Raw genomic sequence first — 23,942 nt, 5'->3', positions numbered from 1 at the left:
TCCCGCGTCCGCATCAGGCGTCGGTGAGCAAATGCAAGGCCAGGCGGTATTTTTCTGCGGTTTTCTCCAGCACGTCTGCAGGTAGCTGCGGCGCAGGCGGTTTTTTGTTCCAGTGCTGCGCCTCCAGCCAGTCGCGCACGAATTGCTTGTCAAAACTCGGCGGGCTCGATCCGACTTTATATTGGTCTGCCGGCCAAAAACGCGATGAGTCCGGAGTAAGCGCTTCATCGATCAAATACAGTTTTCCGGAATCGTCCAGGCCGAACTCGAATTTGGTGTCCGCGATAATTATGCCTTTCTTTGCGGCGTAATCTGCAGCGTCGGTATAAAGCCGGAGGGATATGGCGCGCACCTTGGCCGCGGTCTCCGTCCCCAGAAGTTTTTCAGCATCGGCAAACGGAATGTTTACGTCATGCGCTCCCGCCGGCGCTTTAGTAGAAGGCGTGAAAATCGGTTGCGGAAGTTTTTGCGCCTCCTTGAGGCCCGCAGGAAGGGCAATGCCGCAGATTTTGCCGGTTTTCAGATATTCTTTCCATCCTGACCCGGCGATATAGCCGCGCACGATAGCTTCGACAGGCAGAGGCTTCAAGCGCCGCACCAAGAAGGCCCGTCCGGCAATCTGTTCGCGCTCGCTCTCTTGTTTCAGAACCGACTCCGGAGCAAGCCCTGTCAGGTGATTGGGAATAACATCGCCAAGCTTGTGAAACCAGAAATTGGAAAGCCCGGTAAGTACTTTGCCTTTGCCGGGTACCGGGGTTGGCAGAACGACATCAAATGCTGAAAGGCGGTCGGTTTGGACGATCAACAGCTTGTCGCCGTCCACCGCGTAGATGTCCCGCACTTTTCCGCGGTGCAATAACGGAACGCTGCTAAGGGTGGATTGGAACAACAACTTATCTGGGCCCGCCATTTTTTGCGACAGTAACTCGCTTCAAGAAATCTTCGATATGCTCGCCGCTTTTACCGATTCAGCCTGTGCTTTGCGGAATTCCCGCAGTTGTTTTGCCAGCTTTGCGTCGTGCAGCGCAAACAGGGCAATAGCGAAAAGCCCGGCATTCGCTGCCCCGGCTTCGCCTATGGCAAACGTTGCAACCGGTATGCCCTTGGGCATTTGCACGATGGAAAGCAGCGAATCCAATCCTTGTAGATGTTTCGACGGCATCGGCACGCCCAAAACCGGCAAAATCGTTTTGGCCGCGATCACTCCGGCAAGATGCGCCGCACCGCCCGCACCGGCTATAAAGCATAGGGTACCCCGTACGGCGGCGCTTTTTACATAATCATCCAGCATTTCGGGAGAACGGTGAGCAGAAATTACCTGCGCGTCATAGCTTACCCCGAAATTTTCGAGCTGTATGGCCGCGTGCTGCATCACCTCCCAGTCGCTCTTGCTTCCCATTAGCACGCTAACCAGCGGCTTTTTATTCATTGATGCCCCGATTCTTCGCTTTACAAAGATTTTACACTATCACCGGGAGGTTTAGTCAGCCGAGGTTTGCTTCACTGCGTTCTTGTCGTCGGGCACGCCGTCATTGAAAACACGGCTCGCCAGAATATCCTCCGCTTCAATGGTTATGAGATCTTTCTTGGTAAGCTTTGCGCGGTTGCTTGCAAACAGGCGGTTTGCCTGGCGCAGCCGCGCCCGGTCGATGGCGTTTCTGATGCTACGCGCATTGGCAAAGCGGGGCATGTGCATGCGTTTCAGTATGTAATCCTGAAATGCTTTTTCTGCCGGCGCACTGAAATGATATTGTTGCTGTTGCAGCATCAGCTTTGCGATTGCAAGCAATTCCTGCTCCGAGTAGTCAGGAAATTCCAGGTGGTGTGCAATTCGCGAAGACATGCCGGGATTGCTCCGAAAAAACTCCTCCATGCGGTCCTTATAGCCGGCGAGTATCACGACCAGGTCTTCACGCTGATTCTCCATAACCTGAAGCAAAATTTCGATCGCCTCCTGTCCGTAGTCCCGCTCGTTTTCCGTGCGGTAGAGGTAATAAGCCTCATCTATAAACAATACGCCGCCCATCGCTTTTTTCAGCACTTCTTTGGTCTTGGGCGCGGTGTGCCCGATATATTGCCCGACCAAATCGTCGCGCGTGACCGCCACCATGTGGCCATTGCGCACGTATCCCAGGCGGTGCAGAATCTCGGCCATGCGCATAGCGACGGTGGTCTTGCCCGTGCCCGAATTGCCGGTGAAGGACATGTGCAGAGAAGGCGCGCCGGAACTCAAACCCAGTCCACTGCGCAGCCGATCAACTAAAAGTAGCGCTGCAATTTCGCGGATGCGGGTTTTCACCGGTTTGAGGCCAATCAGCTCCCGGTCGAGTTGATCAAGCACGTCCTGAATGCGCGAATCGCGAAACGCGCCTTCTAAGTCTACCGGCGTATCGTCGGGCAAACTCTGGGCAATGCCGTTCTCAGGATTCATGGTTCCTGGTAGCGCCCACCCTTGGGTTTATCGGTGGCATAACTGTGTAGCGTGTAGCGGATACTCCTCCCCGGGCCTTCCTGACGCAGCACCTGAAAGCCGGGTTCGTGCTTGGGGCGATTGACGATAAAGGACAGGCGCACAGTTTCCCAGCCGCGTGTCGAATCGAACGCATTTACTCTGATGTAGTGGTTGGGATAGGCTTTGCGGCATTGATCGATCTCATACATGATTCCCGCTGCATCCTTAATATCAAACATCGGCATCCCCCACATTTCCCAGTAAAAGTTGCGCGGATGCGGGTCGTCAGTGAACTCCACGCTCACCGCCCAACGGCTTTTTAAGCAATACGCAACTTGTGCGCGGATTTCGGCGTCGGAAAAATCGGGAAGGAAAGAAAACGTGCCTTGCGTAATTCTCATGATGCGGTCTCCTTAGACACTGACCGTGGGTGTGGGCATAAAATCGGCGGTATCGGTGGAGGCGTAGTTGAAGGTAATGTCTTTCCACACTTCCAGCGCGGCTTTCAGCGGAGCGCACGCCTTTGCAGCCGTTTCGAGAATCTGCGCTCCCTCGTTCCAGATATCCTTGCCTTCATTACGCGCCTGAATAATCGCTTCCAACGCCACGCGGTTGGCAGTTGCGCCCGCCTGCACACCCATAGGATGGCCAATGGTGCCGCCGCCAAATTGCAGAACCACATCCTCGCCCAAATAATGAATTAATTGATGCATCTGCCCGGCATGAATGCCGCCAGAAGCCACCGGCATGACCTTGCGCAGGCCAACCCAGTCCTGCTCGAAGAAAATGCCGCGTTGCAAATCAACATCATTGTGCGGCTCGCGCAAGACGTTATAGTAACCCTGCACCATGTTCGGATCGCCTTCGAGCTTGCCTACCACGGTGCCGGCGTGAATATGATCAACTCCCGCCATGCGCATCCATTTGCAAATCACGCGAAAGCTGACGCCGTGAGCCTTCTGGCGCGTGTAGGTGGCGTGTCCTGCGCGGTGTAGATGCAGAATCATGTCGTTTTTGCGCGCCCATTTGGAAATAGATTGGATTGCGGTATAGCCGATGACAAGATCGATCATGACAATGCATGAGCCCAATTCCTTCGCAAACGCGGCGCGTTCGTACATGTCTTCCATGGTCGCCGCGGTGATGTTCAGATAATGCCCTTTGACTTCGCCGGTCTCGGCAGAAGCGCGATTCACCGCTTCCATGCAATACAGATAGCGGTCGCGCCAATGCATAAATGGCTGAGAATTTATATTCTCGTCGTCTTTTACGAAATCGAGACCACCTTTTAACGCTTCGTATACCACCCGCCCATAATTTTTGCCTGAAAGCCCCAACTTAGGCTTTGTCGTTGCGCCGAGCAGTGGCCTCCCGAATTTATCTAATCGTTCTCTTTCCACCACGATGCCGGTGGGAGGACCGTCGAAGGTCTTAAGGTAAGCGACGGGCATGCGCATGTCTTCCAGACGCAACGCTTTAAGCGGTTTGAAACCAAACACGTTGCCGATGATGGATGCAGTGAGATTGGCTATTGATCCCGGCTCGAACAAATCCAAATCGTAGGCAATGTAGGCAAAGTACTGTCCGGGACTGTTAGGAACGGGATCGATGCGGTAGGCCTTAGCCCGATAATGTTCGCAGGCAGTCAAACGATCGGTCCAAACCACAGTCCAGGTAGCCGTGGACGATTCGCCCGCGACTGCGGCCGCGGCTTCCTCCGGATCAACGCCGTCCTGCGGCGTAACGCGAAACAGCGCGATGAGGTCGGTGTCCTTGGGTGTATAGCTGGGTTCCCAGTAACCCATGGTCTTGTAAGGTATGACGCCCGCCTTATAGCGTTCCTTGCCTTTGATCGTTCCTGCGCCCGGCCCGCCCATGACCATCTCCTTGAAAATGATGCCTAATTAATGGTACTCCAAATAATCATAAATGATACTCATGTGTTTTGATTGTTATAATAAGATTTTTGTTATAGTATTATTTAATTTCAGCCCCGGTCATCCGCTATGCTGCATTTAACATTGCGCCAGCTACGCGTGTTCGAAGCAGTGGCTCGCCACTTGAATTTTTCGCGCGCTGCCGAAGAGCTCTACTTGTCGCAGCCCGCGGTATCGATGCAAATCAAACAGCTTGAGGACAACATCGGACTGCCGCTGTTTGAACAGCTGGGCAAGCGCATTTACATGGCCGAGGCAGGGCGCGAACTGTTTCATTACAGCCGGGCGATCGCACAGCAGCTTGCCGAAATGGAAGGCGTACTGGATCAGATTAAAGGTCTGGACCGGGGTAAGCTCAATATCTCGGTTGTAAGCACCGCCAATTATTTTGCGCCGCAACTGCTGGCCAAATTTTGCCAACTGCACAAAAAAGTGGCTGTAAGCCTGAACGTCTCCAACCGGGAGACCGTGCTTAAGCAGCTTGCGGACAACGATACCGATCTGGCTATAATCGGACAGCCGCCGCAAAACGCGGACATCATCGCAGAAACATTCATGGAGAACCCGCTGGTGGTCATTGCCCCCGTTAATCACCGCTTGACAAAGCTACGCAAAATTCCGCTTGCCAAACTACAGCACGAGATATTTCTGCTGAGGGAAATGGGCTCCGGCACACGTGGCGCGATGGAACGTTTTTTCGCAGAGCATCGCATCAAGCTCAACCCTGGGATGGAAATGGGCACCAATGAGGCCATAAAACAGGCAGTGCAGGCCGGTATGGGATTGGGCGTTGTATCATTGCATACGGTCGAACTGGAACTGGAAGCACGTCGGCTTAAGCTGCTCGACGTGGAAGGATTCCCGATCCAGCGCCACTGGCATGTAGCGCACCGAAGCCAGAAGCGCCTGTCCAAGGTGGCACATGCATTTAAGGATTATTTGCTGAAGGAAGCTCCTAGATTGATGAGCAAGAAAGCTACTTGAAAATGTTATTCAACGTCACCAAATAGACAAACATTAGTTTAGCTTTTTGAAGTCTCCTATGATTCAGGTTCGTCCTGCTGCCGTGTCAGGCAGTTTCTACCCCCTCCAGCCCGAAGCGCTGGAGCAGGAGGTGGTTGCGCTACTGGGCAACGCAAAGCGGATTGAACCTGCGATTCCCAAAGCAATTGTCGCCCCGCATGCCGGCTACATCTATTCCGGCCCGGTTGCGGCAAGCGCTTATGCCCTGCTTGAACCCGCCTGGCAGCGGGTCAAGCGCGTGATTCTGCTGGGACCGGCGCATTTTGTAGCGGTGCGCGGATTAGCCTTGCCCAACGCCAGCGGCTTTGCCACACCGCTCGGTATGGTCTCGTTAAATGAAGCTAGTTTGGAAATGTTATCGCGATTGCCGCAGGTGGTGCAAAGCAAAGCGGCCCATGCTTCGGAACACTCACTTGAGGTCCATCTTCCGTTTTTACAGGTTGTGCTGGAGAAATTTACTCTGGTTCCAATTGCGGTCGGAGACGCAACACCTGAGGAAATTGCCGATGCCTTGGACCTCGTGTGGGGTGGCGAGGAAACCTTGATCGTGGTGAGTTCAGACCTTTCCCATTATCTGCCCTATGAAACTGCGCGCCGGGTAGACCAGGCGACGGCGCAAGCGATCCTGGATTTGCGCCAGCCTATCAGCCACCAGCAAGCCTGTGGCGCATCGCCGGTGAACGGCCTATTGCTCGCGGCGCAGCGCCGCAGCCTAAGACCTCGGCTTCTCGACCTACGCAATTCAGGTGATACCGTAGGCGATCGCAGCCGGGTCGTGGGTTACGCGGCTTTCGCGTTCTACGAAAGCGCACGCAATGTACACTAACGCAGAGCGAATTGTCCTCCCCATTGCCCGCGTGACTATCGGCCAAGCGTTGGGTCGGCAAGCTGCTGCGGACGAATCCGCACCCTGGCTGCAGGAGCTGAAAGCCTGTTTCGTCACACTTAAGATAGATGGCGATCTGCGGGGCTGCATTGGCTCACTTCACGCGCAGCGCTCGCTACTTGCGGACCTCAAGGCCAATGCGCTGGCGGCGGCATTCCACGATCCGCGCTTTGAACCGCTTAGCGACGATGAATTAAACTGCACGCGCATAGAGGTATCGTTGATCTCTGCCGTAGAGCCGATGTATTTTGCGAATGAGCAGGACGCCCTCAGCCAGCTGCGTCCCGCGATTGACGGCGTCATATTCGAGTACCAGAGCTGGCGCAGCACTTTTTTGCCGCAGATGTGGGAAAGCCTGCCCACACCGCAGGTATTCATGGGGCTGCTGAAAAAGAAAGCGGGGTTGTCGCCGTCTTTTTGGGCAGAGGGTATCCGATTGTCGCGCTATACTGTGCTTCGGTTCCACGAAGCTGAACATGAGGAAAACCTGTACTCATGAATCACCCAGGGAAATATTGGCACAAGCTGGACGACGGCCGCATTCAATGCGACCTTTGTCCTCGTGATTGCCGCCTGCACGAAGGGCAGCGCGGCGCCTGCTTCGTGCGCCAGCGGTTGGACGATGCCATGGTGCTAACGACTTACGGCCGTTCCTCAGGATTTTGCATTGATCCCATAGAGAAAAAACCGCTCAATCATTTTTATCCCGGCTCGAGCGTGCTGTCGTTCGGCACTGCCGGGTGCAATCTGGCGTGTAAATTCTGCCAGAACTGGGATATCAGTAAGTCCAAAGAAATGGATACCCTTGCAGATACCGCCTCGGCTGATGCCATTGCTGAGTCCGCGGTTGCTCATGGTTGTAAGAGCGTCGCTTTTACCTACAATGACCCGGTGATTTTCGCTGAATACGCCATGGACGTCGCGGATGCCTGTCGCGCACGCGGTATTAAGACGGTCGCGGTTACTGCAGGCTACATGCACGATGCGCCGCGCCGGGACTTCTATGCCAAAATGGATGCCGCCAATGTAGACCTCAAGGCATTCACCAACGAATTCTATTTCAAGCTTTGCGGCGCCCAGCTACAACCGATCCTGGATACACTCAAGTACCTCAAACATGAAACCCGTGTCTGGTTAGAAATCACCACGCTGCTGATCCCCGGCAAGAATGACAGCGATGAGGAAATTCGCAATGAATCGCAGTGGATCGCGCGCGAGCTGGGACTGGATGTGCCGCTGCATTTCACCGCATTCCATCCCGATTACAAGATGACGGACCTGCCGCCGACTCCGCCGCACACATTAAGCCGAGCGCGAGCCATTGCTCAGCAAGAAGGATTGCAATATGTCTATACCGGCAATGTGTTCGATACTGAGGGCGGCACCACTTACTGTGCCGCCTGCAAAACACCGCTTATCGCGCGCGATTGGCATCGCATTGTGAGCTACCGCGTCACGGACGACGGTAAATGCCCCGGCTGCGCCACGCCGCTCGCGGGCGAGTTCGCGCAATTCACCCGGCAGTTTGGCAACCGACGCATCCCGGTTGCGATACGCGCGTTTCATTAACGCCTAGCCAGCGAACCGCGTTAAGCCGCGGCTTTTCCCTGCTCCATCTGCGCGCTGTAGCGGCCAAGGCTCGCGGCGCTGTTCATTTTTTCTCGGTGGTAAAGCGCCTTTTGCGCTGCCGCTGCGTTGGCGGCCTGTCCCCTCCAGGTATTGAGCGCGGGCTCCTGCAGCGCGCGACCGTAGGAAAAGCTCAAAGGCCAGGGGTTGGGGCCCATCAAGTTCATGGCATTTAGATGCGCGGTCGCTTCTTCGGGGCCTTGCCCGCCTGAGAGGAACACGATTCCGGGCACTGCGGCGGGTACCACACGCTTTATGCAGCGCAGGGTCTGTGCAGCCACTTGTTCAACACCTGCGCGCTCCGCGGATTCGCTTCCCGAAATTACCATGCTCGCTTTAAGCACCATGTGTTCCAGTGCCACGCGCTGCAGATAAAGCTCACTGAAAACGCCGCGCAACGTAGCTTCAGTAACCTCAAAACAGCGCTGTATAGAATGTTTGCCATCCATTAACACTTCCGGCTCAACAATCGGCACCAATCCGGCTTCCTGGCAAAGCGCCGCATACCGCGCCAGCGCATGCGCATTGACATCCAGGCAGTATGCGCTCGGAATTCCTTCGCCTATGGTGATAACCGCGCGCCATTTGGCGAAGCTCGCGCCCATGCCGCGGTATTCTGCGAGACGCTCGCGCAGGCCGTCCAACCCTTCAGTAACCTTCTCTCCCGGAGCGCCGGCAAGTTTCTTGGCGCCGGCGTCTACCTTGATCCCGGCGAGGATTCCCTGGCGCTTGAGCGCGACCGGAAACGGCGTGCCGTCCGCGGCGGACTGCCGTATTGTTTCGTCATAAAGTATCATACCGCTTACGTATTGCGCCGCTCCGGGCACCGTTATCAGAATTTCGCGATAGGCGCGGCGGTTATCGACGGTGGATTCTACACCGATGCTGTCAAAGCGCTTTTTACAGGTAGGAGTGCTCTCGTCTATCGCGAGTATGCCTTTACCTTTCGCCACCATGGCAGCGGCTGTGGTTTCAAGTTCACGTTCATACATTTGTCCTTCACCTCCAATAAAAATTCTAGCAGCGAATCATAAAAAAATCCTGCTTATCACGCATTTTGATGCTGCCCTATTTTTAGGATCTTCATCGTATTAGTACCCCCGGACTTGCCAATAGGTTCTCCGATCGTCAGCACGATTAGATCGCCCTCCCGCACCACCTTGTTTGCCAGCAGCTCTTTCTCGACTTCAAGCAGCAATTGCTGCCTGTCCTGACCGGTGTATTTCAACATCAGCGGGTAGGTATCGCGAAACAGGCAGACGCGGTGGCGCGTTGCAGTTTCAGTCGTGAGCGCATAAATCGGCACACCGCAATTCAGCCTCGATATCCATAATGCCGTAGAGCCCGACTGCGTGAGTGCGGCGATTGCCTTGATTTTCAGATGATACGCAGTAAACAGCGCGGCCATTGCAATTGACTGGTCGATACGGGTAAAGACACGATCCAAAAAATCGCGGTCCAGCGCCACTTCATCGGATTTTTCAGCTTCAACGCAGACACGGTTCATTGCTTCGACCGATTCCACCGGAAACTTGCCGCTGGCCGTTTCCGCAGACAGCATGACTGCGTCGGTGCCCTCCAGTACCGCATTCGCCACGTCCGATACCTCGGCGCGGGTGGGTATCGGGCTCTCTATCATTGATTCCATCATTTGTGTCGCGATAATGGTGAGCTTGTTCATACCGCGTGCGACGCGAATCATGCGTTTTTGCAACGCAGGAACCGCTGCATCGCCGACTTCAACTGCAAGATCTCCGCGCGCAACCATGATACCGTCACACGCCTCTAGAATTTCCTGCAACGCGGGAATCGCTTCTGCTCTTTCGATCTTGGCAATTAGCAATGCGTGTCCGCCGGCATCGCGCAGCAGCTGGCGGGCCAGGCGCATATCGGAGCCGCTTTTGGCGAACGATACCGCCAAATAATCCGCTTTGAGCTGAACCGCCGTTTTGATGTCTTGCCGATCTTTTTCAGTAAGAGCCGGCGCGGTCAGCCCTCCGCCCTGCCGGTTGATGCCCTTGTTGTTAGTCAGCACTCCCCCGTGCCTCACGCTGCAAACAATCTCGTCGTCGCGCACCGCCTTTACGTCGAACACCATGCGCCCGTCATCGAGCAGCAGCACCGCGCCCGGGACGACATCGCGCCGCAGTTCCTTGTAATCCAGGCCCACACGCCGTTCATTGCCCGGTTTGTCGCTGGTGTCGAGAACAAATGAATCGCCAGCGCGCAGCGTGATTTTGCCCTGCTCGAACCTGCCAATGCGGATTTTGGGACCCTGCAAATCGGCAATGATGCCGACACTGCGACCTACTTTCCGTGCCATTTCGCTCACCGTCTCAGACCGTTGCAGATGATCCTGGGCTGAACCGTGGGAAAAATTCATGCGCACCATATCGACGCCGGCAGCTATCATGCGTTCAAGTACTTTCGGGTCGCTGGAGGAAGGTCCGAGCGTTGCGACAATTTTAGTTCTACGCAGCATAACAATTCGGACATTGACGGATGAAATAAAATCCGCCGAAAAAACTTGAGAATTTATCCCGCATCACTGCCTTGCACGTTGTTCAAGAATTTCCACAGCCGGCAGTTTCTTGCCCTCCATAAACTCAAGAAACGCGCCGCCACCGGTCGAAATATAGGATATTTTGTCTGTAAGTCCGAATTTGGCCAGCGCTGCAAGCGTCTCGCCGCCGCCCGCGAGGGAAAATGCCCTGGAATCGGCAATGGCGTTAGCCAACGCCAGGGTGCCCGCGCTGAACTGCTCGAATTCGTACACACCGAGCGGCCCGTTCCAAACGATGGTACCGGCCTTCTCCACTATGCGAACAATCGTTTCGCGGGTTTTAGGCCCGACATCCATGATCAGGTCATCCGCGGCAATCTCTTTGATGTCCTTCAACGTGGCTTTGGCAGTAACCGAAAATTCCTTGGCGCATATTACGTCGTGCGGAATTAGCACCTCGCCACCTTTGCCACGCACCGCCTGAATAATCTCCAGCGCCTCCCCGGTCAATTTCGCCTCTGCGAGGGATTTGCCGATCGCGTGACCTGCGGCGAGCATAAACGTATTCGCGATACTGCCCCCCACGATCAATTGGTCTACAATTTTACACAGCGAATTCAGCGCGGGGAGCTTAGTGGAGACTTTAGCGCCTCCGACGATGGCAACTAATGGTCGCTTAGGGTTGTGCAGCGCTTTTCCAAGCGCATCCAGTTCGGCGGCAAGCAAGGGACCGCTACAGGCGACTTTGGCAAATTTCGCAACTCCATGAGTGGACGCTTCGGCGCGATGCGCTACGGCAAAAGCGTCCATGACATAAATATCGCATAATTTCGCCATTCTTTGCGCAAGCTCATCGCTGTCTTCTTTTTCCCCCTTGTTAAAGCGCACGTTCTCAAATAAAACCGCATTGCCTGCCGCAACTTCCGCTCCGTCTAACCAGTCACTAACCACTGTCACTTCACGACCCAATAATTGGGAAAGGCGCCGCGCCACCGGTTTCAGGGAGCGGCGTTCATCGTACGTTCCTTCTTCTGGCCTCCCCAGATGCGACATCAGCATGACTTTGGCGCGCGCTTTGAGCGCACGTTCTACGGTCGGCAATGAGGCGCGGATGCGCGTATCATCCGCCACCTCGCCGTTGTTCAACGGCACATTGAAGTCCTCGCGTATCAGCACGCGCTTGCCCGCAAGATCAAGATCGGTCATCCTCAGGATAGACATGGCCGGATTATCTTGCGTTCATCCATGCAACCGTCACATCCAGCATGCGGTTGCTAAACCCCCACTCGTTGTCATACCAGGACAGCACTTTCACAAGTGTGCCCCCAGTTACTTTGGTAAGTGACGCGTCGAAGATCGAGGAAGCGGAATGATGATTGAAATCGATCGAAACCAGCGGCTCGTCGCTGTAGTCGATGATGCTTTTTAATTCTCCCTCTGATGCCTGCTTCATCACCGCATTTACTTCTTCAACCGTCGTCGGGCGTTTCGCGATAAAGCTCAAATCCACCAATGATACATTGATGGTTGGTACGCGCACTGCGAAGCCGTCGAACTTACCGTCAAGCTCCGGCAACACTAGGCCTAGCGCCGAAGCGGCACCGGTTTTGGTTGGGATCATGGACATAGTGGCAGAACGGCCGCGCCGCAGGTCCTTGTGATAGACGTCGATCAACACCTGGTCGTTGGTATACGCGTGCACTGTGGTCATCAGACCACTGACAATTCCGATTTTCTCGTGCAGAACTTTGGCAAGCGGCGCAAGACAATTTGTGGTGCACGATGCATTTGAAATTACCGTGTGAGAAGCTTTCAGATTTCTATGGTTGACTCCGTAGACCACGGTAGCATCGACATCCTTGCCCCCCGGAGCGGAAATAAGGACTTTTTTTGCGCCGGCTTTTATATGCCCCGCGGCCTTCTCCTTGCTGTTGAAAAGACCGGTGCATTCGTGTACTACATCTACACCGAGTTCCTTCCAAGGCAGTTCCGCAGGGTTGCGCACGGCTAGCACGTTGATGCGGTCGCCATTGACGATCATAGCGTCGTTTTCCACTTCAACGCTGCCCCGAAATCGCCCGTGTACCGTGTCATAACGGGTAAGATGGGCATTGGTTTCGGCGTTTCCAAGGTCGTTGATAGCAACGATGGCAATTTCCTTGTTACGCCCCGATTCATAGAGAGCGCGCAAAATGTTGCGTCCGATGCGTCCATAACCGTTAACAGCGATGCGAATAGCCATTGTTTCTGCTCCAGGAATAAAATCAATAATTTTTACAGCGGGCGCTTGAACCGGGCGTAAGTAACTTTAAGCAAAACTTTTTGGCGATCTCGCCACGTCTTAGAACCGACTTGACCGGCTACCCGCAAGCCTCCCTTACAGCTTACCGCGTCAACCCGCGATTGCATTTGACCAACGTCAAGTCTTTACGACATTGCGCACAGCTTTTACCACATTTTCCACTGTAAATCCGAAGTATTTGAACAAATCTGCAGCGGGAGCAGACTCGCCAAAGCGGTCTATTCCCACCACTGCGCCCTGCAACCCGACATATTTGCGCCAGAAATCGGTGACGCCGGCTTCGACGGCCACGCGCGCCACTCCGGCGGGCAAAACCAGAGACTTAAAAGCCTCATCCTGGCGGTCGAATACCGAAGTGCATGGCATTGACACTACACGCACCGGGATACCTTCTTTAGCAAGCGTTTTTTGTGCCGCCATCGCCAGCGCCACTTCCGACCCCGTCGCGATAATTACCGCGTGCGGATCGCCGGCCGAGGCTTCCGCAAGGATGTAGCCTCCCTTTGCGATGTTTGCAATAGTCATCGCATCGCGCTTTAGAAAAGGTACGTTTTGACGCGTGAACAACAAACTCGACGGTCCGCTTTTGCGCTCTATAGCCTGCGCCCACGCAACCACAGACTCCACCGTGTCGCAAGGACGCCATACATCCATGTTGGGTATATAGCGCAGCGTAGCCGCCTGCTCCACAGCCTGATGCGTTGGCCCGTCTTCGCCCAGACCGATGGAATCATGCGTAAAGACATAAATCGCGCGAATTCCTATCAGCGCCGCCATGCGCAGCGCGTTGCGTGCATAATCAGAAAATATGAGAAATGTCCCGGCAAAGGGGATCAGGCCGCCGTGAAGAGCCAATCCTGTCACAATGGCCGTCATGCCGAACTCGCGTACACCGTAGTAAATGTAGTTGCCGCCGCTGTTTTTATCGATTGCTTTGGAACCCGACCACAGTGTGAGATTCGAGCCGGTGAGGTCCGCGGAGCCACCGATTAACTCGGGTAGCAGCGGCGCCAAGCCTTCAATTGCATTTTGCGAAGCTTTGCGGGTGGCAATGCTCTCCGATTTTTCATTCACTTTGGAAATGAGCTGCTGCACATGCTCGCGCCAATCGGCGGGAAGTTCGCTATCAACGCGACGCTGAAACTCGGCGGCTTCAAGTGGGAATTTCTTCGCAAACTCGCCAAACTTACGCCTCCAATCCGCTTCAAGCGTGGCGCCCCGGCTGCGGGCATCCCAGCCCTCGTATACCTCTCTTGGGATTTCAAACGGCGGATAGTTCCAGCCGATATTGGCGCGGGTCGCCGCCACTTCCGCTTCGCCTAAAGCCGCGCCGTGCGCCTCGTGCGTACCCTGCTTGTGCGGCGCGCCTTTCCCGATTACCGTCTTGCAACATATCAGGGTCGGCTTGTCACCGATCTGCAGGGCAGCCCGGATTGCCACATCCAGCGCCGCGCTATCGTAACCGTCGACATTGCGAATGACATGCCAGCCGTAAGCCTCGAAGCGTTTCGGCGTGTCGTCTGTAAACCAGCCTTTTACCTGACCATCAATGGAAATTCCATTGTCATCGTAAAACGCAATTAGCTTGTTGAGTCCCAGGGTGCCGGCAAGGGAGCATGCTTCATGTGAAATGCCTTCCATCAGGCAACCATCGCCACAAAATACATAAGTATGGTGATTAACGATGTCGAATTCGGGACGGTTAAAACGAGCGGCAAGTACCTTTTCCGCAATGGCCATTCCCACGGCATTGGCAAGCCCTTGGCCAAGGGGACCGGTCGTGGTTTCGATCCCCACGGTACACCCGTATTCGGGGTGCCCGGGTGTCTTCGAATGAAGTTGCCGAAAACGTTTCAGTTCCTCCATAGGCAGGTCGAAGCCGGTAAGGTGCAGGAGCGCGTATTGAAGCATTGACCCGTGGCCGTTGGAAAGCACAAATCGGTCGCGGTCCGGCCAGTTGGGATTGGACGGGTTATATCGCAAATGGTGGTTCCACAATACTTCGGCGATTTCCGCCATTCCCATCGGCATTCCCGGATGACCGGAATTTGCTTTCTGAACGGCGTCCATTGCCAGTGCGCGTATGGCGTTGGTCAGATCCTTGCGTTTTGCCATTTTAGAACCTCGAACATAGCAGCTCAGCCGGTGCACCGGAAAATCGCAATTGCTTCCAGACACGGGGCGGATTCAAGAACATCATCCAAACCGCACGTGCCAGAAATTGAATATCCGTACCGCAATTATAATGGAACGTTACTGAGGTAGAGCCAGGCTTGGCAATGATTTATTGTTCGTGATTGCGCCTTCCCATCTTGATTCCGAGTTGTTTCAGCTTGCGATACAAGTGTGTCCGCTCCAGTCCGACTTTTTCAGCAATCCGGCTCATATTGCCTCGCTCTTTGTTAATGTGGTGCCTGAAGTAGACGCGCTCAAATGCATCCCGCGCCTCGCGCAAACCGACGTCGAGTGGCAGCGCGTGGTCTGCAACCTGCGGTTCAATGTCAAATTGCGACAGGACTCGATTGACTTCATCGACGCTAATCTCTTTTTCAAGCGAAGTTAGCGCCAAAGTCTTTACGGCGTTTTCCAACTGGATCAAGTTGCCCGGCCAAGAGTAGTTGCGCAATGCGTTGAGTGCTGAAGTACTGAATTCACGCAACGGTGCTTCACCGGCTTCGACACATCGCGACAGCATGAGTCTTGCAAGATCGGGGATGTCCTCGCGGTGCTCCCGCAAACTGGGCACGCCAAGGGTGAGGACGCTCAGCAGTTGATACAGGCTGCCATCGAACAAGCCCTGGCTCACCAACTGCGGCAACGGTTTTGACGTGGCGCACACCAGCCGTACGTTGTACTTCCCGAGCTTGCTGACAAGAAACATCAAGCCTTTTTGCTCTTGCCGGCTAAGATTTCCTATCTCGCTTAAGAACAGTAAGCCGTCGTGCGCCTGCTGCAGCAGATCCAATGGCGCACCGACGAGTTGAGCGTTATTTTCAGGGTTAACCCATTGTGTGTTGGGCTCATGCAGGAAGCGTGCGCACAGTTCCACTCCGCAGCCCACTTCGCCAACCAGCAACAGCGGTAAATTGAGATTGGCGATTTGCTCCATGCGTTTTTTGAGCTCAGCGATTTGCGGCGACTTGCCAAGGCTTGCCAGCGAAAGCAGTTGCTGGGTATGAATGGTGCCGCGCCTGAGCGCTTGTCCAACTGTACTTAGAAGCTTTTGCATCGCGATGGGTTTTTCCAGGAAATCAACCGCGCCGATGCGAGTCGCTTCTACGGCGGTCTCGATGGTGCCGTGACCCGACATCATGACGACCGGCATGGTGAGCAGTCCGTTGCTCGCCCATTCCTTGAGAAGCGTGATGCCATCAGTATCAGGCATCCAAATATCAAGTAGCACCAGGTCAGGACGCATTTCCATGCGCCGCGCGCGCGCCTGACTGGCGTTTTCGGCAAGCCTCACCTGATAACCTTCGTCCTCAAGGATTTCAGAAAGCAGTTCGCGAATGCCTACTTCGTCGTCTACGACTAAGATCTGGTTCGTTGCCATTTATTGTCTTCTACGCGGCGCGTGCCAGCGGCAACGAAATGCTGACGCAGGCACCATGCGGTTTAACATTTTCGACGTGGATGATGCCGCTGTGTTCGTCCACAATTCGTTTAACGATAGCCAGTCCCAAGCCGGTGCCCTTAGGCTTGCTGGTCACATACGGCTCGAACAGCCGCGTCATCAGCTGTTCAGGAAATCCGCTGCCATTATCTTGAACGCTGAGCTGTATATGGTTTCTTTGCGCTTCGGTTCGCACCACGATGCTCGGTCTGGGCACATCCGCCAGCGCGTCCTGGGCGTTCTGCAATAAATTATGAATAACCTGGCGGAGTTGTGTCCTGTCGCCCATGATGCGTGGCAGCTGGGGTGCAAGTTCAAGCTTGATGGTGAATGCCGGCGATTCGTAAAGCGCAAGCACTTCGCGCAGCAGATTATTAAGATCGATAGATTGCAATCGGGACTCCGAGGTGCGCGCGTAGTCACTGAAAGCATCCACCATATTTTGCATCGCCGCTACCTCGCTGATAATCGTTTGGGTTGAACGTTTCAAAATATCCAGATCCGGTTTATCAAGCTTATCTGCCAGCTTATGCTTGAGCCTTTCGGCAGAGAGCTGAATGGGCGTAAGCGGATTTTTAATCTCGTGCGCCAATCGGCGCGCCACTTCGCCCCAGGCTGCATCGCGCTGCGCCTGCAATAGATGAGTGACGTCATCGAACACCACCACATAACCGGATTGCCCCGCGCGCGAAAGGTTGCTGCCGCGCAACAAAAGCATGCGCGTGCCGGATTTTCCCGAGTATTCTACCTGTTTCTCCCATTCGTCGGCAGACGATTGCCTAAACGAAGATAAAATCTGCTCGCTCAGGCCGTGCAGTGCGACGTTTGCTGCACGCCATTCCTCAAGGCTGGACCCGCGCAACGTTGAAAATTCGGTCTCGAGTATGTGGGCCGCGCTGAGGTTTGCCGAACGCAGCCTAAAATCCTCGTCAAAGGCCAGTACACCTGCGGATAAATTGGCGAGGACGCTCTCCAGGTAGGCCTTGGCCGTTTGCAGTTGTTCCTGATGGCGTTCCGCTGTGGCTCTTGCTTCCGATAATTGTTGTGTCATATCGTTGAACGACTGCATCAATATGCCGAGTTCATCGCGGCTTTTTACTTGGGCCCGTTGACTGAAATCGCCTTGCGCGACTGCGCGCGTACCTTCAGCTAAAACTTCAAGCGGAGCGCTTAAGCGCTCACTAATGAGAAACGCCAGCGCCAGGGCCGAGAGCCAAGCAAGCAGCAGCGTAAGCGTCAACGTCAAAGCATAGAGCCGCTTTAATCCAAGGCGGGACAGGGAAAGTTCCTGGTAATCGCGATATACCGATTGCACCGTCTCAGCATCTCGCGCCAATTGCTGGGGCACGGGTTGTAGCAGCTGCAACACGCGCATGTCGTCGTTCAGGCTTAACACATTCACCGGTACCACCACACGCAGAAAAAGGCCTTTGCCTGGAATCGTATCAATACTACTGTACGATTGCTGCTGGCGAAGCTGCTTCAGTAAAACGGTGTTCGGCAAATCCGGCATTAACACATTGCGCTCGCTCGTGGAAAAAGCGATTATATTGCCGCGCTGGGTGAACAATGTAGCTTCCTGTACGCCAAGCTGCTCGCGCAAATTGTTAATCGCGGTAAGGCGCTCGGCCGCAGGAACTTCGGATAGCGATAACGCTGCCGTGTCCGCTTTCTTGCTCAGGTCCTTGAGCATGTTGTCAAGCGTGGTGCGGCCCAGACTCAAGCCGCCTTCCAGCGCCTTGTCCACGCGCACATCGAACCAAGACTCGATGCTCTTCGCCAGAAACTGAACCGACACACCGTAAACCAGGGCACCGGGCAGTACCGCCATCAGCGAGAAGAACAGCACGAGGCGCAACGTAAGCTTGGAACCGAATACGCGGGCCGCAAGCTTCTTGCGCAGCACTGACAATTGATAAACCACCAAGCCCAACAAACACAGCGCCATGACCCCGTTTAATGCCAGCAGCAACGGGTAATTCCGGGCAAACAAAGCGGTGTTCGCGCTGGCCGTGGACAGCAAGAACAGAAAGACTGCACCTAAGCCTAGACACAGGATCAGGAAGTATTTCATGTCTCGCCCCCGCTCACGGCGTAACCTCCCAGCGGTACCAGTCTGAGCTTAAGGACCAATCATCCGACGCCAGCGCATTCACCTGAAATGGCTTCGGCAGCTGTGACAGATCGAGTTTCATGCGCAACGCAGCAGTATATTTCTGGTTTTTTTGGAGCGCATCCTTATCCGCCACCAGACGGTCATGCATCTGACTCATCACATCCACCGCTTCGCCCAGGGTGGCGTAATTCTGGAACAGCGACCCTGCACTCAAGCGATACTGCCTGGTAAGCGCGTTATAACTCAGCTTGAATTGCTGATGCAGCTCTACCACTTTTTTATCGAACCAATACCATCGCGGGTGCACCAATTCGAACTCGGTGACGAAATACAATGCCACTCCTTTATTGAGCGCGTCTTCCAGAGTGTTGGTCAAATTGATATCGAACTCGGCGTTAAGCCGGTAGCCATCCGAATCCACGTCTAGCTGCGCGCTGCGCACCTGGATGCCTTCGGCAAACAAGCTCCCCGGAGCTAAAGCAAGCCAGAACACGACCGCGCAGGTAATCCTGCTCCAGCGCCGCAAAATCAATAACGGTCTAATTCTTGCGGAGCAGGGCGTAGAAGAAACCATCATGCTGGCTATCGGGTAGCAATTGACTTTGCGCGTTGAGCGGCAGAAGCTCGGAGTTGCGGTGGCGTTCCAGAAATGCGTCGACTTGCCGGCCATTTTCTTCGGCGAAAACCGAGCATGTAACATACAGCAATTTACCACCTATATCCAGGCATTGCCACAATGCATCCAACATGCGCCGCTGGACGGCGGCGTACTGCGCGATGTCGGTCTCGCGTCTCAACCACTTGATGTCAGGGTGACGGCGCGCGACACCTGACGCCGAACAAGGAACATCCGCGAGGATGCGCTGGAAAAGTTTACCCTTGCACCAACTTGAAGGATTCGCGGCGTCGCCGCAGATAACACGAGCTTCAAGCTTCAATCTTCGCAAATTCTCCTCAACGCGCCGCAATCGCTCCGGGTCATTGTCCAGCACAGTAAGCTGAACGTCCGCCAATTCGAGTATGTGCGTAGCCTTGCCGCCTGGGGCGGCACACGCGTCAAGAACTTGCATTCCCGGTTGTACGTCCAGCAGCGGCGCAGCCAACTGCGCTGCGGCATCCTGAACCGTAACCATGCCTTCGGCAAAACCGGGGAGATTCGCGACCGCAATGGCGTGCTTGAGCAGCAGCGCTTCGCCGCCAAGGTCTTGCGCTTCGATACCGGCATTTTTCAGCAGCATTTGGTAGTCGCGCTTTGCAATGGCGCGGCGGTTAACCCGCAGCGTCATCGGGGGGTGGAGGTTGGAAGCTGTTAGAATTGCGTCGTAGTCGCGCGGAAATTGCGCTTTGAGTTTGTCTATCCACCATTGTGGATGCGAATATCGGCCGACCTCATCGGCTGCGGCCAGCGCCTGAAGGGTTTCCCGTTTGCGCAGGAAGTTGCGCAATACGGCGTTCACCAGCCCCATCGCGCGCCTGTGATGGAGCGTCGCTGCGGTCTTCACCGCATGGTCCACGACTGCATACGGCGCGGCTCTGGTGTGTTGCAGCTGGTACAATCCAACCAAAATCAATGCGCGCAGCTGCTGATCACGTAGCGGCTTATCCAGCAGATGTTCAACAAGCGCTTGCAACCCCCCATAGAACCGCAGTGTACCGTAGCTCAAGTCTTGAATAGCGGCGCGTTGCTGCGGGCTCAAGTTTTGCTGGCGTTGCCACAAGGAAGAGAGGACTTGCGACAGATTCCGCCCGGCCAAAGTCTGGTGCACCGCGAGGCTGGCCAAGCGCTGTATTTCGACCATCGCATCCGCCAGGGGGCGATCTATGCTTTGTTCGCCATAGCCAAAAGACGCGCGATGCGTTCCTGAGTTGACGGATGGGTGCTAAATAGCCCCTTTACGCCGCCACCGGAGAGCGGGTTGATGATCATCATTTGCGCCGTCTCGGGATGCAATTCCGCTGTTGGCATCGGTTGGCCTCGTGCGTAGCGTTCGATTTTCTCCAACGCGGAGGCCAAAGCCTGTGGATCTCCCGAGACTTCGGCGCCGCCGCGGTCCGCGTCGAATTCACGTGACCGGGAAATCGCAAGTTGTATCAACATCGCGGCGAGCGGCGCCACGATCAGTACGAGCAGGGCTACCAGAGGATGCACATTGCGCTCATTCTGGTTGCTGCCTCCAAACAGCAGGCCCACTTGCGCTATGGAGGAGATCGCGCCGGCGATAGTTGCCGAAATAGTCGAAATAAGAATATCGCGGTGCTTCACGTGCGACAGCTCGTGGGCCAGCACACCCCGCAGCTCACGTGGGGTAAGTAATTGCAAGATTCCGGATGTGGCGGCTACCGCGGCATGTTCTGGATTGCGACCGGTGGCAAAGGCGTTAGGTTGCGTTTCATCGATCACGTACACCTTCGGCATCGGAAGCTGCGCGCTTTGCGTAAGTTCACGCACCATCCTGTAAAGCTGCGGCGCGCGGTGTTCATCTACCTCCCTGGCACGGTACATTCTGAGGACCATTTTATCGGAGAACCAATAAGCCGCAAGGTTCATGGCGCAGCCCAAAACCAAAGCCACCGCCATCCACGAGATGCCACCCAGCAACAGTCCGACCGCACCGAACAGCGCGACGATCGCGGCCATCAGCAACGTAGTTTTAACCCAATTCCCCAACATCGATGTTTCCTCAGCACATGTTCAACGACGCCCGCGTTAATTAGATAATGCCGCTCGTAAAAAAATTCAAGCGCCGAGACAAATACCCGGTTTCAGCCTCATCCCTTTAAGAAATTCCCGCACCGGCAGGCGCTTGCCGCCCGCTCGTTGCGCTTCCTCAACGCGCATCGCTCCCGCTCCGCATGCAACGACCAAACTTTCGTCATCGATGCTGATAATTTCTCCGGGTTTCCCGCGACGACCGTGCTCCAGCCGCGCTTTCCAGATTTTCAACGTTTCACCATCTAACGAGGTGTAAGCTCCAGGTTTTGGATTGAACGCGCGTACTGCGCGCTCAATTTGCAGCGCCTCGTTTTTCCAATTGATGCGCGCATCTTCCGTCTCTAGTTTGCCGGCGTAGCTTGCGCCATGCTGCGGTTGCGGCTGCGGCCTGAGTTCCCCGCGCTCGAGCCCGCGTAATGCGAGGACAATCGTTTCTCCGCCTTGCTGCGCAAGTTTGTCATGCAGGGTCTGAGCGGTGTCGTCTGCTGCAATCTTCATGCGGCTTTGCATTAACACAGGCCCGGTATCCAATCCCTCGTCCATTTGCATGATGCTGATGCCGGTCTCCTTATCCCCCGCAAGCAGCGCGTGCTGAATCGGGGCCGCGCCCCGCCATCTCGGCAACAGCGACGCATGGATATTGATGCAGCCCAGTCGTGGCACGCTTAATACGGCTTTCGGGAAAATCAATCCGTATGCAGCAACCACGATCACGTCCGGCGAAAGCTTTTTCAGTACCTCCAGTAGACCCGGTTCTTTCAGGGATTGCGGTTGGAGCAAGTTGAGTCCGTGCTTTAACGCCAGCCCTTTCACGGGGCTCGCCTTTGGTGCCAAGCTGCGCCCGGCGGGACGATCTGCGCGAGTGAGCACTAACTCCGGCTTGAAGTCGAAGCGGAGCAGCTCATCTAATGCGCGCGCCGCAAAATCAGGGGTGCCCGCAAAGACTAATTTCATTACATTATCTTGCGCCGCATTTTTTTGAGCTTGCTAAGTATTCTTGCTTGCTTGAGGCGAGAAAGATATTCCACGAATACCTTCCCTTTAAGATGATCGATCTCATGTTGGATACACACCGAAAGCATTCCGTCAGCATCCAGGCTAAACGCTTTCCCCTCGCGATCCAGTGCCCGTACTGTGACACGCTCGGCGCGCTGCACCTTTTCAAAAATCCCCGGCACTGAAAGGCAGCCTTCCTCACAATCGGAAGTCCCCATGCTTGCCAGAATTTCCGGATTGATCAGCGTTAGCAGCTTGTCGTGCGTTTCCGAAATGTCGATCACGATGACTTGCTTGTGCACATCCACCTGAGTCGCCGCCAAGCCCACGCCTGGAGCGGCATACATAGTTTCCGCCATATCCGCCACCAGCTTTTTTATTTCGTCATTCACCGCTGCCACGGGTTGGGCGAGGGTATGCAGGCGCGCATCCGGGTATTGCAAAATTCTCAAAAGTGCCATTTTCGCTTGCTAATTTAATAAACCACATGCAGAATTTAGACTAACTGCTGATTTCTTATGACGTATGATACACTTTGGGTATCGCAGAATTTCAGGTTTGAATTACCGCGAGCGGGGATTCCGATGGCCAATATTCACATTATATCGCTGATTCTGATCTCGGGTTTGCTTACTGCGCAAGCGGCGGCTGACGAGCCTGCGCAAGCACCCGCGGATGAGCCTGCGCAAACGACAGCGGATCAGCCTGCGCAAACAACAGCAGCAGATGTACCTACACAATCGGCAGCGGAGCAACCGGTCAGGCTGCAAGACAATCCCCCAGACCGCTATGTCGTGGTAAAGGGTGATACGTTGTGGGGAATCTCGAAACGCTTCCTCAAAGATCCTTGGCAATGGCCGCAAATTTGGGGCATGAACCGGGACGAAATTAAAAATCCGCATCTAATTTACCCGGGTGACGTCATTATGCTCGATCTGTCGCACCGCGCGCCTGAACTGCACTTGCTGAAGGGCGAGCAGGTGAGAGGCGCGGTTGTCGAGGGTCGGGAAACCGTAGAGGGTAGGGAAACCGTTAAGCTAAGCCCGCATATGCGTGTAGAAGCCCGGGAGCGCGCTCCGATACCCACCATCCCGCGGGCTGCCATTGAACCTTTCCTAAGCCAGCCCTTGGTCATTGAAGCCGGTGGGCTTAATGGCGCGCCGCGCATTGTTGCCACGGAAGACGAGCGTGTTGTGCTGGGAGGAGGCGACCGTGCCTATGTATACAGATTACCCGCAAACGAGGGAGCCGATTGGCAAATCTATCGCCCGGGCAAAAAACTGGTTGACCCGGAAACCGGCGAACTCCTCGGTTACGAAGCCATTTATCTTGGCGAAGCAAAAGTCCTTAAATTTGAGACCCGAGTAGATATGGCGAGTCCGATCGAGATCACCAAATCCGTCCAGGAAATTAATGCCGGAGACCGTCTAGTCACAGCCACCCGGGTTTCAATCGATAATTACGTACCGCATGCACCGGAAAAATTCATCAGGGCACGCATCATATCGCTTTATGGTGGGATCTCGGAAGCCGGCCAAGACACTATCGTCACGCTCAACAAGGGAACACGCGATGGTATTGAGAGAGGAGATGTGCTCGCCCTTTACCGCCGCTCGCCGCCAGTGAGAAACCCAAAGGGCGAAATCGTTCTGCGGATTCCCGATGAGCGCTATGGGTTGTTGATGGTGTTCCGCACCTTTCAAAAAGTCTCTTACGGGCTCGTCATGCAGATCACGCGCCCGGTGCATGTGTTGGACGCGGCACAGACGCCTTGA

21 protein-coding genes and 3 pseudogenes are annotated in these 23,942 nt (G+C 55.0%); 5 read left to right on the top strand and 19 right to left on the bottom strand.

The genetic code is table 11. The annotated features are described in order from the left end of the window. Positions 1 to 13 precede the first annotated feature (13 nt). Genes VLV32_06050 through VLV32_06030 form a run of 5 tightly spaced genes read right to left on the bottom strand, consistent with a single transcriptional unit; the run spans position 14 to position 4,329 of the window. Positions 14 to 910, bottom strand: coding sequence for a phosphoribosylaminoimidazolesuccinocarboxamide synthase (locus VLV32_06050; protein ID HUL41446.1), 897 nt, complete (start codon positions 908 to 910; stop codon positions 14 to 16). 21 nt (positions 911 to 931) lie between these two features. After that, on the bottom strand, positions 932 to 1,429 hold the full coding sequence (purE, locus tag VLV32_06045) for a 5-(carboxyamino)imidazole ribonucleotide mutase (GenBank protein HUL41445.1): 498 nt from the start codon (positions 1,427 to 1,429) through the stop codon (positions 932 to 934). 51 nt (positions 1,430 to 1,480) lie between these two features. Then, on the bottom strand, positions 1,481 to 2,431 hold the full coding sequence (gene cbbX, locus VLV32_06040; GenBank protein ID HUL41444.1) for a CbbX protein: 951 nt from the start codon (positions 2,429 to 2,431) through the stop codon (positions 1,481 to 1,483). After that, entirely contained in the window at positions 2,428 to 2,853 is a 426-nt protein-coding gene (locus tag VLV32_06035) for a ribulose bisphosphate carboxylase small subunit (GenBank protein ID HUL41443.1), read from the bottom strand. Before VLV32_06035 ends, cbbX begins: the two co-directional genes overlap by 4 nt. Positions 2,854 to 2,865: 12 nt before the next feature. Next, positions 2,866 to 4,329, bottom strand: a complete 1,464-nt coding sequence (locus tag VLV32_06030) for a form I ribulose bisphosphate carboxylase large subunit (GenBank protein ID HUL41442.1) — start codon at positions 4,327 to 4,329, stop codon at positions 2,866 to 2,868. 129 nt (positions 4,330 to 4,458) lie between these two features. Between VLV32_06030 and VLV32_06025 the strand changes: the two genes are divergently transcribed. From VLV32_06025 to amrS, 4 genes are all read left to right on the top strand, one after another. Further along, on the top strand, positions 4,459 to 5,373 hold the full coding sequence (locus VLV32_06025) for a LysR family transcriptional regulator (protein HUL41441.1): 915 nt from the start codon (positions 4,459 to 4,461) through the stop codon (positions 5,371 to 5,373). Between the two features lie 82 nt (positions 5,374 to 5,455). Beyond that, positions 5,456 to 6,238, top strand: coding sequence for an AmmeMemoRadiSam system protein B (amrB, locus tag VLV32_06020; protein ID HUL41440.1), 783 nt, complete (start codon positions 5,456 to 5,458; stop codon positions 6,236 to 6,238). After that, positions 6,228 to 6,797: an AmmeMemoRadiSam system protein A gene (amrA, locus tag VLV32_06015; GenBank protein HUL41439.1), complete on the top strand. Its 570-nt coding sequence runs from the start codon at positions 6,228 to 6,230 to the stop codon at positions 6,795 to 6,797. Before amrB ends, amrA begins: the two co-directional genes overlap by 11 nt. Then, a complete protein-coding gene (gene amrS, locus VLV32_06010) occupies positions 6,794 to 7,867 on the top strand; it encodes an AmmeMemoRadiSam system radical SAM enzyme (GenBank protein HUL41438.1) in 1,074 nt (357 codons plus the stop codon). Before amrA ends, amrS begins: the two co-directional genes overlap by 4 nt. Before the next feature lie 20 nt (positions 7,868 to 7,887). On the opposite strand, the gene VLV32_06005 is transcribed toward amrS, so the two are convergent. From VLV32_06005 to def, 14 genes and pseudogenes are all read right to left on the bottom strand, one after another. Next, positions 7,888 to 8,916 carry a class I fructose-bisphosphate aldolase gene (locus VLV32_06005; protein HUL41437.1) on the bottom strand — a complete coding sequence of 343 codons (1,029 nt, stop codon included), beginning with the start codon at positions 8,914 to 8,916 and terminating at the stop codon, positions 7,888 to 7,890. A gap of 56 nt (positions 8,917 to 8,972) precedes the next feature. Further along, the gene (gene pyk / locus VLV32_06000; GenBank protein HUL41436.1) at positions 8,973 to 10,406 is read right to left on the bottom strand and encodes a pyruvate kinase; all 1,434 of its coding nucleotides are present in this window, start codon (positions 10,404 to 10,406) and stop codon (positions 8,973 to 8,975) included. Positions 10,407 to 10,469: 63 nt separating this feature from the next. Next, on the bottom strand, positions 10,470 to 11,648 hold the full coding sequence (locus tag VLV32_05995; protein ID HUL41435.1) for a phosphoglycerate kinase: 1,179 nt from the start codon (positions 11,646 to 11,648) through the stop codon (positions 10,470 to 10,472). A gap of 7 nt (positions 11,649 to 11,655) precedes the next feature. Next, on the bottom strand, positions 11,656 to 12,669 hold the full coding sequence (gene gap / locus VLV32_05990; GenBank protein ID HUL41434.1) for a type I glyceraldehyde-3-phosphate dehydrogenase: 1,014 nt from the start codon (positions 12,667 to 12,669) through the stop codon (positions 11,656 to 11,658). A gap of 177 nt (positions 12,670 to 12,846) precedes the next feature. Next, entirely contained in the window at positions 12,847 to 14,844 is a 1,998-nt protein-coding gene (tkt, locus tag VLV32_05985) for a transketolase (GenBank protein ID HUL41433.1), read from the bottom strand. Positions 14,845 to 15,013: 169 nt separating this feature from the next. After that, positions 15,014 to 15,205 (bottom strand): annotated as a pseudogene (locus tag VLV32_05980) (helix-turn-helix domain-containing protein). Between the two features lie 270 nt (positions 15,206 to 15,475). Further along, positions 15,476 to 15,958 (bottom strand): annotated as a pseudogene (locus VLV32_05975) (sigma 54-interacting transcriptional regulator). Further along, positions 15,935 to 16,282: pseudogene (locus VLV32_05970) on the bottom strand (response regulator). The pseudogenes VLV32_05975 and VLV32_05970 overlap by 24 nt, the downstream one beginning before the upstream one ends. 10 nt (positions 16,283 to 16,292) lie before the next feature. After that, entirely contained in the window at positions 16,293 to 18,416 is a 2,124-nt protein-coding gene (locus tag VLV32_05965; GenBank protein ID HUL41432.1) for an ATP-binding protein, read from the bottom strand. A gap of 13 nt (positions 18,417 to 18,429) precedes the next feature. Beyond that, entirely contained in the window at positions 18,430 to 18,951 is a 522-nt protein-coding gene (locus VLV32_05960) for a DUF4390 domain-containing protein (protein HUL41431.1), read from the bottom strand. Positions 18,952 to 18,997: 46 nt separating this feature from the next. Continuing rightward, positions 18,998 to 20,257 (bottom strand): 16S rRNA (cytosine(967)-C(5))-methyltransferase RsmB, encoded by a 1,260-nt coding sequence (gene rsmB / locus VLV32_05955; protein ID HUL41430.1) that lies wholly within the window; start codon positions 20,255 to 20,257, stop codon positions 18,998 to 19,000. Between the two features lie 20 nt (positions 20,258 to 20,277). Then, positions 20,278 to 21,126 carry a zinc metalloprotease HtpX gene (gene htpX / locus VLV32_05950; GenBank protein ID HUL41429.1) on the bottom strand — a complete coding sequence of 283 codons (849 nt, stop codon included), beginning with the start codon at positions 21,124 to 21,126 and terminating at the stop codon, positions 20,278 to 20,280. A 69-nt stretch (positions 21,127 to 21,195) separates the two neighbouring features. Beyond that, the gene (gene fmt / locus VLV32_05945) at positions 21,196 to 22,125 is read right to left on the bottom strand and encodes a methionyl-tRNA formyltransferase (GenBank protein HUL41428.1); all 930 of its coding nucleotides are present in this window, start codon (positions 22,123 to 22,125) and stop codon (positions 21,196 to 21,198) included. Further along, complete coding sequence (gene def, locus VLV32_05940; GenBank protein ID HUL41427.1) at positions 22,125 to 22,628, bottom strand: peptide deformylase; 504 nt, start codon at positions 22,626 to 22,628, stop codon at positions 22,125 to 22,127. The genes fmt and def overlap by 1 nt, the downstream gene beginning before the upstream one ends. A 123-nt stretch (positions 22,629 to 22,751) precedes the next feature. Between def and VLV32_05935 the strand changes: the two genes are divergently transcribed. Continuing rightward, entirely contained in the window at positions 22,752 to 23,942 is a 1,191-nt protein-coding gene (locus VLV32_05935) for a LysM peptidoglycan-binding domain-containing protein (GenBank protein ID HUL41426.1), read from the top strand.

Source organism: Burkholderiales bacterium (genome assembly GCA_035518095.1).
Lineage (GTDB): Bacteria > Pseudomonadota > Gammaproteobacteria > Burkholderiales > JAHFRG01 > JAHFRG01.
Note: the sequence above shows the minus strand (reverse complement) of the source record. Positions and strands in the feature narration are given on the sequence as shown.